Here is a 15,250-nt window from a genome sequence, read left to right as displayed (position 1 = left end):
GTATGGTTATAGATCGTTTGATCCCATTGCCCGGCGCCGAATCCGAAGAGCGCCGTGTGGCGCGTACTCTCCCTAGCCGTGGCTGACCGCATTGAGGCGGTCGATTTGCGATTCACGGAGTTTGGGCGCGTGCCGAGACTCCGGAAGGTTTCGCATTTCGCATGTCCATTTCCAGCTCTGACCGTGCCGTCATGTCCGAGAACGACTCGAACGAGATCGTCGACGCCGTCGAGGCCCTTGTGGTCACCGAGGCGATCGAGGCCGCTGAGGCCAACGAGATCATCGAGGCTCTTGAGGCCGACGTGACGACCGACCAGTCCATCGACGCCGAGTCGGACGACGCCGAGCCCACCGTCACCTTCGGCGACCTCGGTCTGCCCGAGGGCGTCGTGCGCAAGCTCGCGCAGAACGGCGTCACCACCCCCTTCCCGATCCAGGCCGCGACCATCCCGGACGCCCTGGCCGGCAAGGACATCCTCGGCCGCGGCCGCACCGGCTCCGGCAAGACCCTCTCCTTCGGTCTGCCCACCCTGGCCCGCCTGGCCGGTGGCCACACCGAGAAGAAGAAGCCCCGCGCGGTCATCCTCACCCCGACCCGCGAGCTCGCGATGCAGGTCGCGGACGCCCTCCAGCCCTACGGCGACGTGCTCGGCCTGAAGATGAAGGTCGTCTGCGGCGGTACCTCCATGGGCAACCAGATCTACGCCCTGGAGCGCGGTGTCGACGTCCTCGTCGCCACCCCCGGCCGTCTGCGCGACATCATCAACCGCGGCGCCTGCTCCCTGGAGAACGTCGAGGTCGCGGTCCTCGACGAGGCCGACCAGATGGCCGACCTGGGCTTCCTGCCCGAGGTCACCGAGCTGCTCGACCAGGTCCCGGCCGGCGGCCAGCGCATGCTCTTCTCCGCCACGATGGAGAACGAGATCGGCACCCTGGTCAAGCGCTACCTGTCGAACCCGGTCAGCCACGAGGTCGACAGCGCCCAGGGCAACGTCACGACCATGACGCACCACGTCCTCGTCGTGAAGCCGAAGGACAAGGCGCCGGTCACGGCCGCCATCGCCGCCCGCAAGGGCCGCACCATCATCTTCGTCCGCACCCAGCTGGGCGCCGACCGCATCGCCGAGCAGCTCGTCGAGGCCGGCGTGAAGGCCGACGCGCTGCACGGCGGCATGACGCAGGGCGCCCGCACCCGCGTCCTCGCGGACTTCAAGGACGGCTACGTCAACGCGCTCGTCGCGACCGACGTCGCCGCCCGCGGCATCCACGTGGACGGCATCGACCTGGTCCTGAACGTGGACCCGGCCGGCGACCACAAGGACTACCTGCACCGCTCGGGCCGTACCGCCCGCGCCGGCAAGTCCGGTGTCGTGGTCTCCCTGGCGCTCCCGCACCAGCGCCGCCAGATCTTCCGCCTGATGGAGGACGCGGGCGTCGACGCCTCGCGCCACATCGTCCAGGGCGCCGGCGCCTTCGACCCGGAGGTCGCCGAGATCACCGGTGCGCGTTCGCTGACCGAGGTCCAGGCCGACTCCGCGAACAACGCCGCCAAGCAGGCCGAGCGCGAGGTCGCCGACCTCACCAAGCAGCTGGAGCGCCTGACGCGCCGTGCCGCCGAGCTGCGCGAGGAGGCCGACCGCCTGGTCGCCCGCTCCGCCCGTGAGCGCGGCGAGGACCCGGAGGCCGCTGTCGCCGAGGTGGCCGAGGCCGCCGAGGCCGAGGTCGCGGCCGCCGTCGCGGCCACGCCGGCCGCCGACGAGCGCCCGGCCTTCCAGGCCCGCGACGAGCGCGGCAACTACGAGCGCCGCGACAACCGTCGCGACGACCGCCGGGACGACCGCGGTGGCGACCGTGGCGGCTTCCGCCGTGACGACCGCGGTGGCGACCGTGGTGGCTTCCGCCGTGACGACCGTGGCGGTGACCGTGGTGGCTTCCGCCGTGACGACCGTCCCTCGGGCGGCTTCAACCGCGATGACCGCGGTGGCGACCGTGGTGGCTTCCGCCGCGACGACCGCCCGTCCGGTGGCTTCCGCTCCGGCGGCGACCGCCGTGACGACCGTGGCGGTGACCGTGGTGGCTTCCGCCGTGACGACCGTCCCTCGGGCGGCTTCAACCGTGACGACCGCGGCGGTGACCGTGGTGGCTTCCGCCGCGACGACCGTCCCTCCGGTGGCTTCCGCTCCGGCGGCGACCGTCCGTCCGGCGGCTTCCGCCGCGACGACCGTCCGTCCGGTGGTTTCAACCGTGACGACCGCGGCGGTGACCGTGGTGGCTTCCGCCGTGACGACCGTCCCTCCGGCGGCTTCCGCTCCGGCGGCAGCGACCGCCCGTACGGCCGCCGCGACGACCACCGCCCCTCCGGCTCGACGGGCTCCTTCGGCGGCCGCCGTGACGACAAGCCCCGCTGGAAGCGCAACGGCTGATCGCACGAAGCACTGAGCTGACTGCCTGACAGGGCCTCCACGACATCGTCGTGGGGGCCCTGTCCGCGTCTTGCCGAGGGCGCCGGCGAGCCGTGACGGGGCCGGTCGGTCGATACTCGATCGGCGGGCCGGTGGTCTCCCGCTATGCTCTGGGGTGAGCACGTGAGGGCCATTAGCTCAATTGGCAGAGCAGCGGACTTTTAATCCGTTGGTTGTCGGTTCGAGTCCGACATGGCCTACCGCTTGCGAAGCGCCCCGTCCGGTTCCTGCCGGGCGGGGCGCTTCGGCGTTCTACGACCAGCCCGGCTCAAGCGGGGTCGCGGTCGGGGCGGGGGCCGCCGAGGTCACGGGGGCGAGTTCGCGGGCCTGGCCGGAGGTGCTCGTGCCGATCACGGCGATCAGGGCGGCGGCGGTGACGGTGATGAGGGTGACAAGCTTGCGACGCATGGTGGGGATGCCTCTTATCGAGCCGTTGGGGACGGGGTGGTTGGCCGGATCTCGCGTTCCGGCGTGCCGCCATCGTGCCGATCCGGGCCGGGCCGTGTCCCCGGTTTGAGCTGGCACAAAGCGCTCTGACATATCCGTGCCAGCCGGCCGGTTTTCCGGCTGCCGTGTCCGCGTGATGGACGCTGTTTGTGCGGCAGATGGCCGGTATGGACAATCCAGGGTGCAAGATCGGCCCTCGGAGGGCCGCATGCCGCCAGCGTTGTCGGTTCACAGCTGTGCTGCCGCTCCGAACCGCGAGCTGGGGGGCTCCCTTTGTTGGTTTCTCTTGGGCTGACAGAGCGTTCCGACGCGCTCTACCGCCTCATCCTCAGACGGCCGGACATCGCCGTCTCCGATGTCGCCGCCGAATTCGCGCGGTCCGAGGACGACGTACGCGCGGACCTGGAGGAGCTGACCCGGCTCTCCCTCCTCGCACCGTCCTGGCGGACCGACGGCCGGCTCCGGGCGGTGAACCCGAAGGCCGCGCTCGATTCGCTGCTCGCCCATCAGCAGGCGGAGATCGCCCAGCGGCACCGGGCCCTCGCCGAGAGCCAGGCCGCGGCCAGTGCGCTGCTGGTGCAGTACGCCGAACTGCACCCGGCCCAGCCCGCGCACGAGGCCGAGCGGTTCCTCGGCGTCGAGGCGGTCCGCGCCAAGCTGAGCGAGATGTCGGCCCGGACCCGCCGAGAGTCGATCAGCTTCCATCCCGGCGGGCCGGTCCCCGCGGCGCAGTTCAAGGCCAGTGAGCCGCTGACCGAGGACCTCATCGCGCGCGGCGTGAAGATCCGGACCATCTACCAGGACGCCATCCGCAACGATCCCGGCAGCCTGGAGCACGCGCGCTGGCTGACCGAGCGGGGCGGCGAGGTGCGGACGGTCCCCTCGCTGCCGATGCGCATGGTCATCACCGACCGGGAGTTCGCGCTGATGCCGATCGACCCGGCGGACAGCGCGCTCGGCGCCGTGCTGTTGCGCGAACCGGGCGCGGTCGCCGCCTTCTGCGCACTGTTCGACTCGGTGTGGGAGACGGCCGCCCCGTTCGGCGAGCCGCCCCGGCGCAGCCTCGAAGACCCCGGCTCGCAGCCGCGCGAGCTGCTGCGCCTGCTCGCCCAGGGCTACACGGACGAGGCCGCCGCGCGCCGGCTGGGGATCTCCCTGCGCAGCGAGCGGCGGCTCATCTCGGAGCTGATGGAGAGGCTGGACGCGCAGAGCCGCTTCCAGCTCGGGCAGCGGGCCGTCGAGGAGGGCCTGCTCTGAGCCCGTGGCCGGGCCCGCGCTCCCGGCTCAGCAGCCGCAGGCCGCGCCCGCCGCGACGGGCGCCGTCAGCGGGTCCGGCGGCGACTGGCGGATACCGGCCGGGTCCTCGACCGGGAAGCCCTCCCGGGACCAGTACTCGAAGCCGCCCAGCATCTCCTTGACCGGGTACCCGGCGCTCGCGAACGCGTACGCCGCGCGGGTCGCACCGTTGCAGCCGGGGCCCCAGCAGTACGTGACCACCACGCTGCCGGGCGGCACCAGTTCGGCGGCCCGCGCCGGGATCTCGTCGGTGGGCAGGTGCACGGCGCCGGGGATGTGGCCCTGGGCCCAGGCCTCGGCGCTGCGGCTGTCGACGAGGACGAAGCCCCCGGCGGCGGATTCCACGTCCGCGTGCACGTCGGCGACGTCGGCCTCGAAGGTGAAGCGGCGGTGGAAGTGGGCCGCGGCGGTCGCCGGGTCAGCCGGCGGGACGCGCAGCACCTTCGAGGACGGGGACACGGTCTGCGTGGTCGTGGTCATGATCGGTGGGCTCCTGAGGACGGGGGCGGCGTACGGCCGCCAGGGCGATGAGGGTGTACAGGGCCGCGGTGGCTGCACCGGGGCCGAGGAGCAGGACGGGCACGTCCCAGTGGGCGGCCCGCCCGGCGGCGAGGACGCCGAGGGCGATCGCGGCCGCGGCCAGGACGCCGCCGCGCCGGGACCGCCCGGTGAGTTCGGTCCAACGGGCGGCCGTGGCCTGGAGGTTGGTACGGCAGTACGTCCAGCAGACGGCGGCGGAGCCGAGCCCGAGAGCGGCCGCCGCGGCCGCGGGCGGGGCCGGCGCGGCGGGCGGCGGACCCTGCAGTACGGCGTACAGCGCGGCCGCCAGGGCGATGCCCAGCAGGGTTCCGCCCAGTGCCCGCCGCCGCGGCAGGGCGGGAACCGCCCCTTCGAGGCCGACCCAGCCGAACAGCAGGGGCACGGCGAGGAGGAGCGCGGCCCGGCCGGCGGTCCCCGGATGCGGGAGCGGCCCGCCGAGCACCCGCCAGGAGACGGCCAGCGCCAGCACCGCGGCGAGCCGCAGCCGCCGGCCCGCCGGGGACAGCCCCCGCGGGGCGGACCAGGCGTACGCGGCGGCCGTGCACAGGATCCCGGCGGCGACGGGATACGCGCGCCAGCCGGAGTCGCCGAGCGCGAACCCGGCGGCCCCCAGGGCCACTCCCGCCTGCCCGGTGGCGAAACCGCCGAAGTAGAGCGCGGTGGCCGCCCGGGCCGGTCCCGGGCCGAGCCGGTCCCGTACGAAGGCCACGGGCCCGGAGTCCTGCGTACCGCCCGCGGCGGCGACCAGCAGGCACCAGCCGGCCAGCACCCCCGCCAGGGCGATCCCGGTCCAGGGGCCGGGCTGCGGGGCGAAGGCGGCCGGGAGCAGCAGGGCTCCCGCCCCCAGGACCGCACCCAGTGTCTTCGCCGCTGCGGCGGTCGAGCCGTCGCCGCCGGCCGCGGCAGGAGTACGAGCGGGATCCGGGGTCACGACAACTCGTGGAAGAACAGCGGGACCGCGGCCGGCAGCGTCGCGCCCTCCGCCAGGAGCCGTCCCTCCACGCCGGCCCATTCGGGCATCCGCGTGGCGAGGTCCACCGGCAGCCCCAGGTGCCCGGCGAGGAAGGCGGACCAGCCCGGCATCAGCGGCGCCGCGGTGACCGCGACCGCGGCCAGCAGCTCCACGTGCGCGGCGAGTCGGGCCGCGTACTGCCCGCGGGGCCCCGAGGCCCGCAGCAGGGCGAGGTCCCGGAGGTCGGCGTCGGCCCGCTCGATCACGGCGGCCAGGACCTCGGCTGCGCGCTGCGGGGAGAACGCCTCCGCGCCGAGGGCGGCGGCCGTCTGCCCCGGCAGCGCGGCGCGGTCGGCGGCCGGCGGGCCGCCGGCGGGCCCGGCGGCCGGCACGACGGAGTCGAAGTCCTGGGCGAGCAGGTCCAGTACGGTGTCGGTCCACCGCTCCAGGCCGCCGGCGAGGACGGTGCTGAGGGTGTCGGCGAACTCCTTCATGGAGAAGTTGTTCTGGGCCCGCTCCGGGCCGGTCAGGCACAGGTGGAAGCGCAGGGCGTCCGCGTTGACCCGGCGCAGGAACTCGCCGCCCCAGATGGCGTGGCCGCGGCTGGTGGAGAACTTGTCGCCCTCCAGCCGGTAGAACTCGTTGATGACCACCTGGGCGGGCAGGGTCAGTTCACCCTGGGCGAGCAGCAGCGCCGGCCACAGCACGGCGTGCGAGAACGAGCAGTCGAAGCCGATGAAGTTGACGATCCGGGTCTCGGGGTCGGTCCACAGCCGCTCCCACTGCGAGCGGTCGCCGTTCGCCTCGGCGAGGCGCGCGGTGCCGGCCGCGTAGCCCCAGATGCCGCTGAACCAGGTGTCGAGGATGTGCCCCTCCCAGCCGGGCAGCGGGACGGGGACGCCGTAGTCCGCCTCACGGCTGATCGCGGTGTCGGGCAGGGCCCGCTCGAACAGGCCGTCCAGGTACGAGATCAGCCGGGGCCGCCACTCGGCCTTGGCCTGGGCTTCGGCGTAGTACGCCTGCAGGTGGTCGCGCCAGCGCTCCAGCGGGAAGACGATGCGCCGCATGGTCGTCGTCTCGGGGGTGTTCCGGCATGAGGTGCACCGGGGGGCGGCGAGCCCGGCCGGGTCCTGGGGCAGGCCGCAGGCCTCGCAGTACACGCCGTCGGAGGGCTCGGCGCAGAACTGGCACTCGCCGCGCACCTCGGCCTCGTACAGGTACCGCTCGCAGGGGGCGCAGCGGAAGACGGGCAGCTCCTGGACCTCAAGGGCGCCGGACTCCCACAGTTCGAGGAAGAAGCGCTGGACGAACTCGGTGTGGGCGGAGTCGGTGAGCGGGCGGGTGAACCAGTCGTGGTGCATGGCGCCCAGCGAGAGCGTCTCCTCCATGCGGTCGCCGAAGAGCTTCGCGGTCGGGTACGCGGTGGAGCCGATCTCGGCGGCCCGGCGCGGTACGTAGCAGGAGTGCTCGTCGGAGTAGCCGACGTAGTGCACGTCGTGGCCGCGCTGGCGCAGGTGGCGGGTCAGGACGTCGGCCCCGAGGAAGGGGCCGGAGAGGTGACCGAGGTGGAGGTCGCCGTTCGGGTTCGGCGGGGCGCTGGTGACGACGTAGGAGGTCATGACGCGTGGGTTCCTTCGGGGAGGATCAGGGAGGAGGTGTCGAGGGCCGCGGCGTCCGCCGGGGCGGCGGTGTCGAGCGGCGGCAGGGCGGCGGAGGCGGCGGCGACGACCCGGCTGCGGGGCGGCAGGTCGTCGAGGACGACCGAGTGCGCGCCGATCCGGGAGTCGGCGCCGATGGTGACCGGGCCGAGGACGCTGGCTCCGGTGCCGATGACGACGCGGTCGCCGACGACGGGGTGGCGGCGGGATCCGGAGGGCCGGCGCAGGTCCTTCCACCAGCCCACCGAGCCGAGCGTGACCTGGTGGTAGAGCATCACGTCGTCGCCGATCCGGACGGTTTCGCCGATCACCACGGCCGTGCCGTGGTCGATGAAGAAGCGGCGCCCGATCCGCGCCCCGGGGTGGATCTCGATGCCGGAGACGGCGCGGGCCAGCAGGGACAGGGCGCGGGGCAGGACCCGGTGGCCGCGGCCCCACAGCCAGTGCGCGACCCGGTACGTCCACAGGGCGTGGATGTGCGGGTAGAGCAGCACCTCGGCGCGGGAGGTGGCGGCCGGGTCCTTGGCGAGGACGGTCCGCACGTCCTCGCGCAGTACCTCCCGCAGCGGGCGCCCGGCCTCCGCCTCCGGTTCGGTGTCACATGTGGTCATAGGGGGCCTCCGGACGGATCGGGCGGCCCGCGAGGAAGCGCTGCGGCCGGTAGGGCTCCAGCAGCTCCTGGACGGCCTTGCCGGGGACGGCCCCGCCTTCGACGATCTCCTTGGCGGCGAGTTCGGCGACGGCGGGCGCCAGCTTGAAGCCGCCGCCGCTGAAGCCGAGGGCCAGGTACAGGCCGTCGGGGCCGGCCGCGCCCACGACGGGGCGCTTGTCGGGGGTGTAGCCGTCGAGGCCGGAGCGGGTGCCCGCGAGCGGGGCGGTGGCGGCGGCCGGGACCCGGTTCGCGATCGCGGCGATCGCGGACTCCAGCTCGGTCTCGGTCAGCGGCTCCACGTCGCGGCCCAGTTCGGTGTCGGGCTTGCTGGGGACGCCGAAGTAGAAGCGGTCGAGGCCGTCGGGCCGGAAGTAGCTGCCGGTGGTGTCGTCGATGCAGGTCGGTACGGAGGACGGCGACCCGCGCCGGCCGGCGCCCGGCAGCTCGGCCTGGGCCAGCCCGATCCGGCGCGCGGTGACCGGGATGTGGATGCCGAGGTGCTCGGCGGGGGCGGAGCCCCAGGCGCCGCCGGCGAGGACGACCAGCGGGGCGTCGATGCGGCCGATGGAGGTGAGGACGCCGGTGACGGTGCCGCCCTTCTCCAGCACCTTCACCGCCCGGATGCCCTCCGAGGGAGAGACCCCGAGCCGGTAGGCGGCGGTGAGCAGGGAGTTGGAGGCGCGCATCGGGTCGGCGTAGCCGCCCTCCGGCTCGTACGCGGCCAGGGCCACGTCGTCGGTGCGCAGGCCGGGGTAGAGCTCCTTCAGCTCGGCCGCGTCGATGACCTCGACCCGCCGGTATCCGGCGGCCTCGCCCGCGGCGGCGGCGTTGAAGCGCAGGTCGTCGGCATGGTTCTCACCGACGATCATGACGAATCCGGTGCGGCGGTAGCCGCAGCAGCCGCCGATGATGTCCGACCACTGCTCGAAGACGGGCAGGCTGCGGGCGGCGAGCCGGGTGTCGGCGACGGCCGTGTGGTGCAGCCGCAGCAGGCCGCCGGAGCGGGAGGTGGCGCCCTGGGCGTTGACCCGGCCCTGGTCGCACAGGACGATGCGGCCGACGCCGGCGAGGGCGAGCTGGTGCGCGATGGCCGCGCCGATCACCCCGCCGCCGACGACGATCGCGTCGGCGTGTGCGTGGACGATGGGGCTCATGCGTCCACCGTCCGGTCCGCCGCGGGGGCGCCCGGGTCCGTGATGCCGAACTCGGCGGCCCACTTGGCCCGGTCCCGGGCGACGGCGTCCGAGCCGCCCCACCAGATGGTGACGAAGCGCAGCCGGACGTCGCCGTCGTTGGTCAGGTCGTGGTCCTGGAACGGGGTGATGAACACGGTCTCGCCGGCGCGGACCCGGCGGGTCTCCTCGCCGATCCGCATCACTCCGCTGCCCTCGACGATGAAGAACATCTCGTTCTCGTCGTGGTCGTGCGGGGTGGAGGTGGCGCCGGGCGCCACGTCGACCCAGGCGCCGCCCCAGTTGGGCTCCTCGACGGCCTCGGGCCAGGGGAAGATCCGGCGGCCGCTGACGTTGTACGGCTCTTCGAAGACCATGTCGTCCTCGTGGGCGGTGAAGATGTGCATCGCGTACGGGTCCAATCAGGCGGCGACGGGCCGGCGCAGGCGGGCGCGCAGGTCGCGGTGGATGGTGTCGGCCTTGGCGGCCATCTGGCTGAAGGAGGTGGCGCTGCCGATGCCGTGCCGCCACTCGGTGAGTCCGTCGAGGTAGATCCCGACCTCGCAGTCGTCGGTGGTCAGGGCGCGGTAGGCGCGGGTGACCTCTGGCCGGCCCTGGACGTCCAGGCGCAGGTGGGGGACGAACGCGGAGAGCTGGCGGGGGAGGGCGGCCTCGCGGTAGCCGGTGCAGACGATCACCACGTCGGCCTCGATCAGGCCGCGTTCGCCGGTGAACACCTCGCCGGTGTACAGCAGCACCCGCCCGTCCGGGGCCTCGCCGACGTCGGTGACGTCGGTGCGCTTGTGCATGTGCAGGCGCTGCCGGCCGGTGAACCGGTCCTGGTAGACCGCCTGGTAGAGGGCGGTGGACACGTCGGGGTCCACGGCCGCGTAGTTGGTGGCCCGGGCCTGGTCCAGGGCGCGTTCGCGCTGGTCGCCTTCGAGCCCGTAGAAGTAGTCGGTCTCGTCGGGGAAGTACACCTCGTTGCTGAAGTGGCCGAGTTCGTACATCCGGAAGCCCGCGTGCCGTACCACCGAGTGGATCTCGGCGTCCGGGTGCTGCGCGGCCAGGTGCAGGACGATCTCGCCCGCGGTCTGCCCGGCTCCGATGACCGCGATGCTGCGCAGCGGCCGGTCGCCGAGGGCGGCCAGGCCCGGCAGCAGCTTCGAGGCGTGGAAGACCCGCTCGCCCAGGTGCGGGCGGTACAGCTCGGGTACGTACGCCTCGTGGCCGGTGGCCAGCGCGACGTTGCGGCCCTCCACGGTGTGGAGGGAGCCGTCGCGGGTGTCCCGGGACAGTACGCGGGCGGTGCGGACGCGGCCGTCGGCGGCGGTGACGGGCTCGACGCTCAGCACTTCGCGGTGGTAGTCGACGGTGCCGCGGACCTGGCGGGCGGCCCACTGCACGTAGTCCGACCACTCCAGCCGGCTGACGTAGCCGCCCAGCAGTGTGAACGGGTAGAAGCGGCCGCTCTGCCGGAGGTAGTGCGGGAAGGTGAAGCGGGAGCGGGCGTCGCGCGGCGTGGCGAAGTCGCGCAGGAAGTGGTGCTGGATGTCGGTGCCGGGCAGGACCAGATTGGGCTGCCACGCGGAGTCGGCGGCCTTCTCCAGGTAGCGCGCGGCCAGCGGGGCCGCGCCGGTGGCGTCGTCGTGGTCCTCGACCGCGGCGGCCAGGGCGATGCCGGAGGGGCCGAAGCCGGCGACCACCAGGTCCTGGACGGCGGTGTCGTGCGTCGTCATCAGGCACCCGCCGTCGGCAGGCCGAGGGCGGCCAGGGCGGCGGCCAGGGACTCGCGGATGATCCGGCCGGCCTGGTCGATCTCGCGGGCCGAGCAGTTCAGCGGCGGCAGCATGCGCACCACGCAGTCGTCGCGGCCGCCGAGCTCGATGATCAGGCCGCGGCTGACCGCCTCCCACTGCACCCGCTTGGCGAGCTTCTCGGCGGGCAGACCGGTGTCCGGGTCGGTCAGTTCGACGCCGGTCATCAGGCCGAGGCCGCGTACGTCGGCCACGTAAGGGGTGAGCTCGCGCAGGCCCTGGAGGTGGACCATCAGCTGGTCGGCGCGGGCCCGGACGTTCTCCAGGACGCGCTCGCGCCTGACGACCTTCATGGTGGCGACGCCGGCGGCGAAGGCGGGCTGGTTGCCGCGGAACGTGCCGGAATGGGCGCCGGGCTTCCAGACGTCCAGCTTCTCGTCGTAGAGGATCACGGAGGCCGGCAGGCCCATGCCGGACAGGGCCTTGGAGGCGCACACGACATCGGGCTCGATGCCGTACTGCTCGAAGGCGAACCAGGTCCCGGTGCGGCCGCAGCCGCTCTGCACCTCGTCGACGATGAGCGGGATGCCGAGCCGCCTGGTGACCTCGCGGATCCGCTGGACGAACTCGACCTCGGCCGGGATGACCCCGCCCTCGCCCTGCACCAGCTCCATGATCACGGCGGCGGGCAGGGTGATCCCGCCGTTGACGTCGGTCAGCGCCTTCTCCAGGAACGCGGCGCAGTTGACCTGGCAGCTGTCGCGCTTGAGGCCGAGCGGGCAGTTGTGGCAGTTGGAGTACGGGAAGAAGTGCACGCCCGGCATCCGGCCGCGGACCGGCTCCTTCTGCTCGACGAGGCCGGTGACGCTCAGCGCGGCCAGGGTCGCCCCGTGGAACCCGCCCTGGAAGGTGATGACCTCCTCGCGGCCGGTGGCGGTCTTGCAGAGCTTGAGGGCGGCGTCGACGGCGTTGGCTCCGGTCGGCCCGCAGAAGTGGATCCGGGTGCGCTCGCGCATCGGCTCCGGCAGCATCCCGATGGTCAGGTCGGTGAACTCGTCCTTGACCGGGGTGGGGAAGTCCAGCCCGTGCACGAACTCGTCGAGCTGGCGGTGGGCGGCGGCGAGCGGCTCGGGGTGGTTGTGGCCGAGCGACAGCACCCCGGCGCCGCTGAGGAAGTCGAGGAAGACGTTCCCGTCGAGGTCCTCCACGTAACTGCCCTTGCCGCGGCGGATCGCCATCGGCAGTTTGCGCGGGTACGAGCGGGAGTTGGACTCGCGGCCGGCCTGGCGCTCCAGCAGCTCGGCGCTGCGCGGACCGGGCAGCGGGCCGGTGATCACGGGGGCGCTGTAGACCCGCGGGGCGGAGACCGGGGGGTCGATGGTGGCAGTCATGGGAACGTGGACCTTTCCGGTCAGGCGGCGGCGAGTACGGTGCTGCGGTCGGCGGTGGCGGTGGCGGTGGCGGTGGCGGTGGCGGTGGCGGTGGCGGTCAGGCGGGCGGTGAGGGCGTCGGTGAGGGTCGCGGCGCGCAGCGACAGCAGGCTGAAGGAGCCCGCGTCGCCGATGCCGTGGCTGGACTCGCACAGGCCGTTCAGGAAGAGCGGCGGGGTGCCGTCGGCGACCGGTTCGAGCGCGTAGTCGGCGGCCACCCGGAGACGGCCGTCCGGCTCGGCGGCGAAGAGCTGCGTGAGCGGGGCCATCAGCGGCGGGCACAGCTCCTCGTGCGGGCCGGGACCCATGTTGCGGAAGCCGGTGGCGAGGACCGCGAAGTCCACCACCTCGCTGATCCGCTCGCCGGTGGTGCGTTCGACGAAGTCCAGGGCGATCCGGTCCCCGGTCTCCGGGGCCACGCCCACGGCCTCGTGGTTGCCGCGGACGAACACCTTCTGGTCGCCGTCGAGTTCCTGCTCGTAGATGGTCATGTACAGATCGCGCAGCACGTCGCCGTCGGCGGAGGAGTAGTTCGTGCCGTGCATGTACGCGTCGAGGGCCTTCTTGCCCTCGCGGGACGCCCGGAAGTAGTAGTCGGTGAACTCGGGGAAGTAGCCCTCCTCGCTGAACGGGCTGGTGTCCTTCAGGCGCAGCGAGTGCGAGCGGGTGTACGTGGTGACCTTGGTGCGCGGGAAGCGGCGGTGCAGGTCGAGAGCGAGCTCGACGGCGCTCTGGCTGCCGCCGATGACGGCCACCGACTCCGGTGCGCGGCCCTGGCCGGTCAGCTCCGCCAGCTTCGGCAGGTACTGGGTCAGGTGGAAGATCCGCGGGGTGCGCAGCGTGTCGTACGGGGCGGGGACGTACGGGGTGCGGCCCGGGCCCATCACCAGCGTGCGGCCCAGGTAGCGGCTGCCGGACATGGTGGTGACCTCGTAGACGCGCTCGCCGGATTCCTCGACGATCTCGACGCGTGCGGCCCGCTGGTTGCAGTCGACCAGGTGCGAGAAGAAGCCGGCGGCCCAGCGGATGTAGCCCGCGTACTCCTTGCGGAGCGGGAACTCCGAGGGGAGGTTGAGGTGGCGCAGCAGCCGGCCCTGCTCGTGCAGGTAGTTCAGGAAGGTGTAGCGGCTGCGCGGGTTGCGCAGGGTCACCAGGTCGCGGCTCGGGTGGTTCTGGATGTCGGAGCCGTCCAGCAGCATCCCGGGCTGCCACTCGGGGCTCGGGCGGGCCTCCAGGAAGCGGGCCGTGAGGGGCGACTCGCGCTCCTCCAGGGCGATGGCAAGGGCCAGGTTCGCCGGGCCGAAGCCGATGCCGAGGATGTCGTGGACGGGAGTCGTGCTCGCACTCATCGGGTGGTCTTCCTTGCCTTGACAGTGGTGAGGGTGGGGTTTCCGTCGAAGTCGATGCGCAGGTCCGTGATCCGGCCGGCGGCGTGGACCCGCTGGTCGGTCCGGTACCAGAGCGGGATCAGCGCCAGGTCCGCCATCGCGGCGCGGTCCGCGCGGCGCCAGGCGTCGGCGCGTTCGGCCGGGTCCGTCGAGGCCCGGGCGCGGGCCACGAGGGCGTCGAACTCCTGGTTCGCGTACCGGCCTTCGTTGTCGCCGTGGGCCGTGCCCTCGGCGTCGGGCGCCGTGCACGAGGAGTGCAGCAGCGGGAAGAGCATGTTGTCGGGGGTCGGATAGTCGCAGGCCCAGCCGGCCCGGCAGAAACCGGCCGCCGCGATCGAGGTGCGGTGGTCGACCAGCCCGCGGGCGTCGGTGCGCAGCAGCTCGACCCGCCAGCCCAGGACCTCCTCCAGGCCCCGCGCGAGGGCCTGGACCCAGTCGTCGTGCCCGGCGCCGGTGTTGTACGCGAACTCGACGCGGCTGCCGGGCCCCAGGCCCGCCCTCAGGGCCGCCGCGCGGGCCCGCTCCGGGTCGTACGCCGTCCAGCCGCCGTCCGGGCCGTCGCCGGGCTCCGCGTACGGGGTGTGTGCCTTGCCGAACCAGGGGGAGAGCAGGGAGTGGGCCGCGCTGCGCCGCCCCTGGAAGTACGTGTCGATCAGGGCCTGGCGGTCGATGGCCGCGGACAGGGCACGGCGGGCGTCCAGCGAGTCCATGGGCGCCTGGTGGCAGAAGGGGATCAGGTAGAAGAGGCCCGCGCCCTCCTGTTCGAGGAAGCCGCCTTGGGCAGCCGCCTCGGCGGTGCGCGCCGGGGGGATCCGGGCGTAGTCGTAGGTGCCGGCCAGGAACCGCTCGTACTCGTCGTCCAGGCCGGTGACCGCGTCGAGGATGTCGATGTGCACCTCGCGCACCTCGGGCGCGGGCCCCGCCCACAGCTCGTTGCGCTCCAGCCGGATCGCGACCCCGTGCTCCCAGGGACCGGCCATCTTGAAGGGGCCGTTGCCGACGGGGAGGTCGTTGTACGCCGGGTTCAGCGCCGGACCGGCGCACTCCGGCACCGGGCTGAAGATCGGCTGGAGGGTCTTCAGGTCGAACTGCACGTCGGGCTCGGAGAGCCGCACCACCAGCGTGGTGTCGTCGACCGCGGTGAAGGAGCGCACGCCCGCCAGGTGGTACGCGGTCTCCGTGTTGGCCTCGGGGTCCAGGGCCCGCGCCCAGCCCCGCACGAAGCTGTGCGCGGTGACCGGCTCCCCGTTGCTGAACACCGTGCCTGCGCGCAGCGTGAAGGTCCAGGTCGTGGCGGTCGGGTCGCTCTCCCAGGACCGGGCGGTGGCCGGGACGAGGGCGCCGTCCGCGTCGAGGGCGAGGAGCCCGGTGAACAGCGCCTTGCAGACGAGGATCCCCTCTCCTTCCTGGGCCTTGTACGGGTCGATGGCGGTGGGCTCCGTGATTCCCATCCGGAACACGGGGTCGTTGGCGTGCACGTGGGGCTCTTTCCGTGG

13 protein-coding genes and 1 tRNA gene are annotated in these 15,250 nt (G+C 73.2%); 3 read left to right on the top strand and 11 right to left on the bottom strand.

Translation table 11 applies throughout. From position 1 onward, the window contains the following. Window positions 1-161: 161 nt before the first annotated feature. Both ABTY04_RS01820 and ABTY04_RS01815 read left to right on the top strand, forming a co-directional pair. On the top strand, window positions 162-2,423 hold the full coding sequence (locus ABTY04_RS01820; protein WP_352211334.1) for a DEAD/DEAH box helicase: 2,262 nt from the start codon (window positions 162-164) through the stop codon (window positions 2,421-2,423). Between the two features lie 166 nt (window positions 2,424-2,589). Continuing rightward, window positions 2,590-2,662: transfer RNA gene (locus ABTY04_RS01815), tRNA-Lys, on the top strand. Window positions 2,663-2,714: 52 nt separating this feature from the next. On the opposite strand, the gene ABTY04_RS01810 is transcribed toward ABTY04_RS01815, so the two are convergent. Beyond that, a complete protein-coding gene (locus tag ABTY04_RS01810) occupies window positions 2,715-2,870 on the bottom strand; it encodes a hypothetical protein (protein ID WP_352211333.1) in 156 nt (51 codons plus the stop codon). Between the two features lie 312 nt (window positions 2,871-3,182). Here ABTY04_RS01810 and ABTY04_RS01805 point away from each other — a divergent pair, with 312 nt between their 5' ends. After that, on the top strand, window positions 3,183-4,166 hold the full coding sequence (locus ABTY04_RS01805) for a helix-turn-helix transcriptional regulator (protein WP_352211332.1): 984 nt from the start codon (window positions 3,183-3,185) through the stop codon (window positions 4,164-4,166). Window positions 4,167-4,193: 27 nt separating this feature from the next. On the opposite strand, the gene ABTY04_RS01800 is transcribed toward ABTY04_RS01805, so the two are convergent. The 10 genes from ABTY04_RS01800 to ABTY04_RS01755 are packed head-to-tail and all read right to left on the bottom strand — an operon-like array spanning window position 4,194 to window position 15,232. Then, the gene (locus ABTY04_RS01800; protein ID WP_352211331.1) at window positions 4,194-4,685 is read right to left on the bottom strand and encodes a rhodanese-like domain-containing protein; all 492 of its coding nucleotides are present in this window, start codon (window positions 4,683-4,685) and stop codon (window positions 4,194-4,196) included. Beyond that, complete coding sequence (locus ABTY04_RS01795; RefSeq protein ID WP_352211330.1) at window positions 4,624-5,676, bottom strand: hypothetical protein; 1,053 nt, start codon at window positions 5,674-5,676, stop codon at window positions 4,624-4,626. The genes ABTY04_RS01800 and ABTY04_RS01795 overlap by 62 nt, the downstream gene beginning before the upstream one ends. After that, window positions 5,673-7,316 carry a class I tRNA ligase family protein gene (locus ABTY04_RS01790; RefSeq protein ID WP_352211329.1) on the bottom strand — a complete coding sequence of 548 codons (1,644 nt, stop codon included), beginning with the start codon at window positions 7,314-7,316 and terminating at the stop codon, window positions 5,673-5,675. The genes ABTY04_RS01795 and ABTY04_RS01790 overlap by 4 nt, the downstream gene beginning before the upstream one ends. Beyond that, a complete protein-coding gene (gene epsC, locus ABTY04_RS01785) occupies window positions 7,313-7,966 on the bottom strand; it encodes a serine O-acetyltransferase EpsC (protein WP_352211328.1) in 654 nt (217 codons plus the stop codon). The genes ABTY04_RS01790 and epsC overlap by 4 nt, the downstream gene beginning before the upstream one ends. Further along, entirely contained in the window at window positions 7,953-9,161 is a 1,209-nt protein-coding gene (locus tag ABTY04_RS01780) for an NAD(P)/FAD-dependent oxidoreductase (RefSeq protein ID WP_352211327.1), read from the bottom strand. Before ABTY04_RS01780 ends, epsC begins: the two co-directional genes overlap by 14 nt. Then, window positions 9,158-9,586 carry a cupin domain-containing protein gene (locus ABTY04_RS01775; RefSeq protein ID WP_352211326.1) on the bottom strand — a complete coding sequence of 143 codons (429 nt, stop codon included), beginning with the start codon at window positions 9,584-9,586 and terminating at the stop codon, window positions 9,158-9,160. The genes ABTY04_RS01780 and ABTY04_RS01775 overlap by 4 nt, the downstream gene beginning before the upstream one ends. A gap of 15 nt (window positions 9,587-9,601) precedes the next feature. Then, window positions 9,602-10,918 carry a SidA/IucD/PvdA family monooxygenase gene (locus tag ABTY04_RS01770; RefSeq protein ID WP_352211325.1) on the bottom strand — a complete coding sequence of 439 codons (1,317 nt, stop codon included), beginning with the start codon at window positions 10,916-10,918 and terminating at the stop codon, window positions 9,602-9,604. After that, window positions 10,918-12,327 carry a diaminobutyrate--2-oxoglutarate transaminase family protein gene (locus ABTY04_RS01765; protein ID WP_352211324.1) on the bottom strand — a complete coding sequence of 470 codons (1,410 nt, stop codon included), beginning with the start codon at window positions 12,325-12,327 and terminating at the stop codon, window positions 10,918-10,920. The genes ABTY04_RS01770 and ABTY04_RS01765 overlap by 1 nt, the downstream gene beginning before the upstream one ends. A 20-nt stretch (window positions 12,328-12,347) precedes the next feature. After that, window positions 12,348-13,715 (bottom strand): lysine N(6)-hydroxylase/L-ornithine N(5)-oxygenase family protein, encoded by a 1,368-nt coding sequence (locus ABTY04_RS01760; protein WP_352211323.1) that lies wholly within the window; start codon window positions 13,713-13,715, stop codon window positions 12,348-12,350. Then, complete coding sequence (locus ABTY04_RS01755; protein ID WP_352211322.1) at window positions 13,712-15,232, bottom strand: ABC transporter substrate-binding protein; 1,521 nt, start codon at window positions 15,230-15,232, stop codon at window positions 13,712-13,714. The genes ABTY04_RS01760 and ABTY04_RS01755 overlap by 4 nt, the downstream gene beginning before the upstream one ends. Window positions 15,233-15,250 lie beyond the last annotated feature (18 nt).

The organism is Streptomyces sp. NPDC097981, assembly GCF_040302565.1.
Classification (GTDB): domain Bacteria; phylum Actinomycetota; class Actinomycetes; order Streptomycetales; family Streptomycetaceae; genus Streptomyces.
Note: the sequence above shows the minus strand (reverse complement) of the source record. Positions and strands in the feature narration are given on the sequence as shown.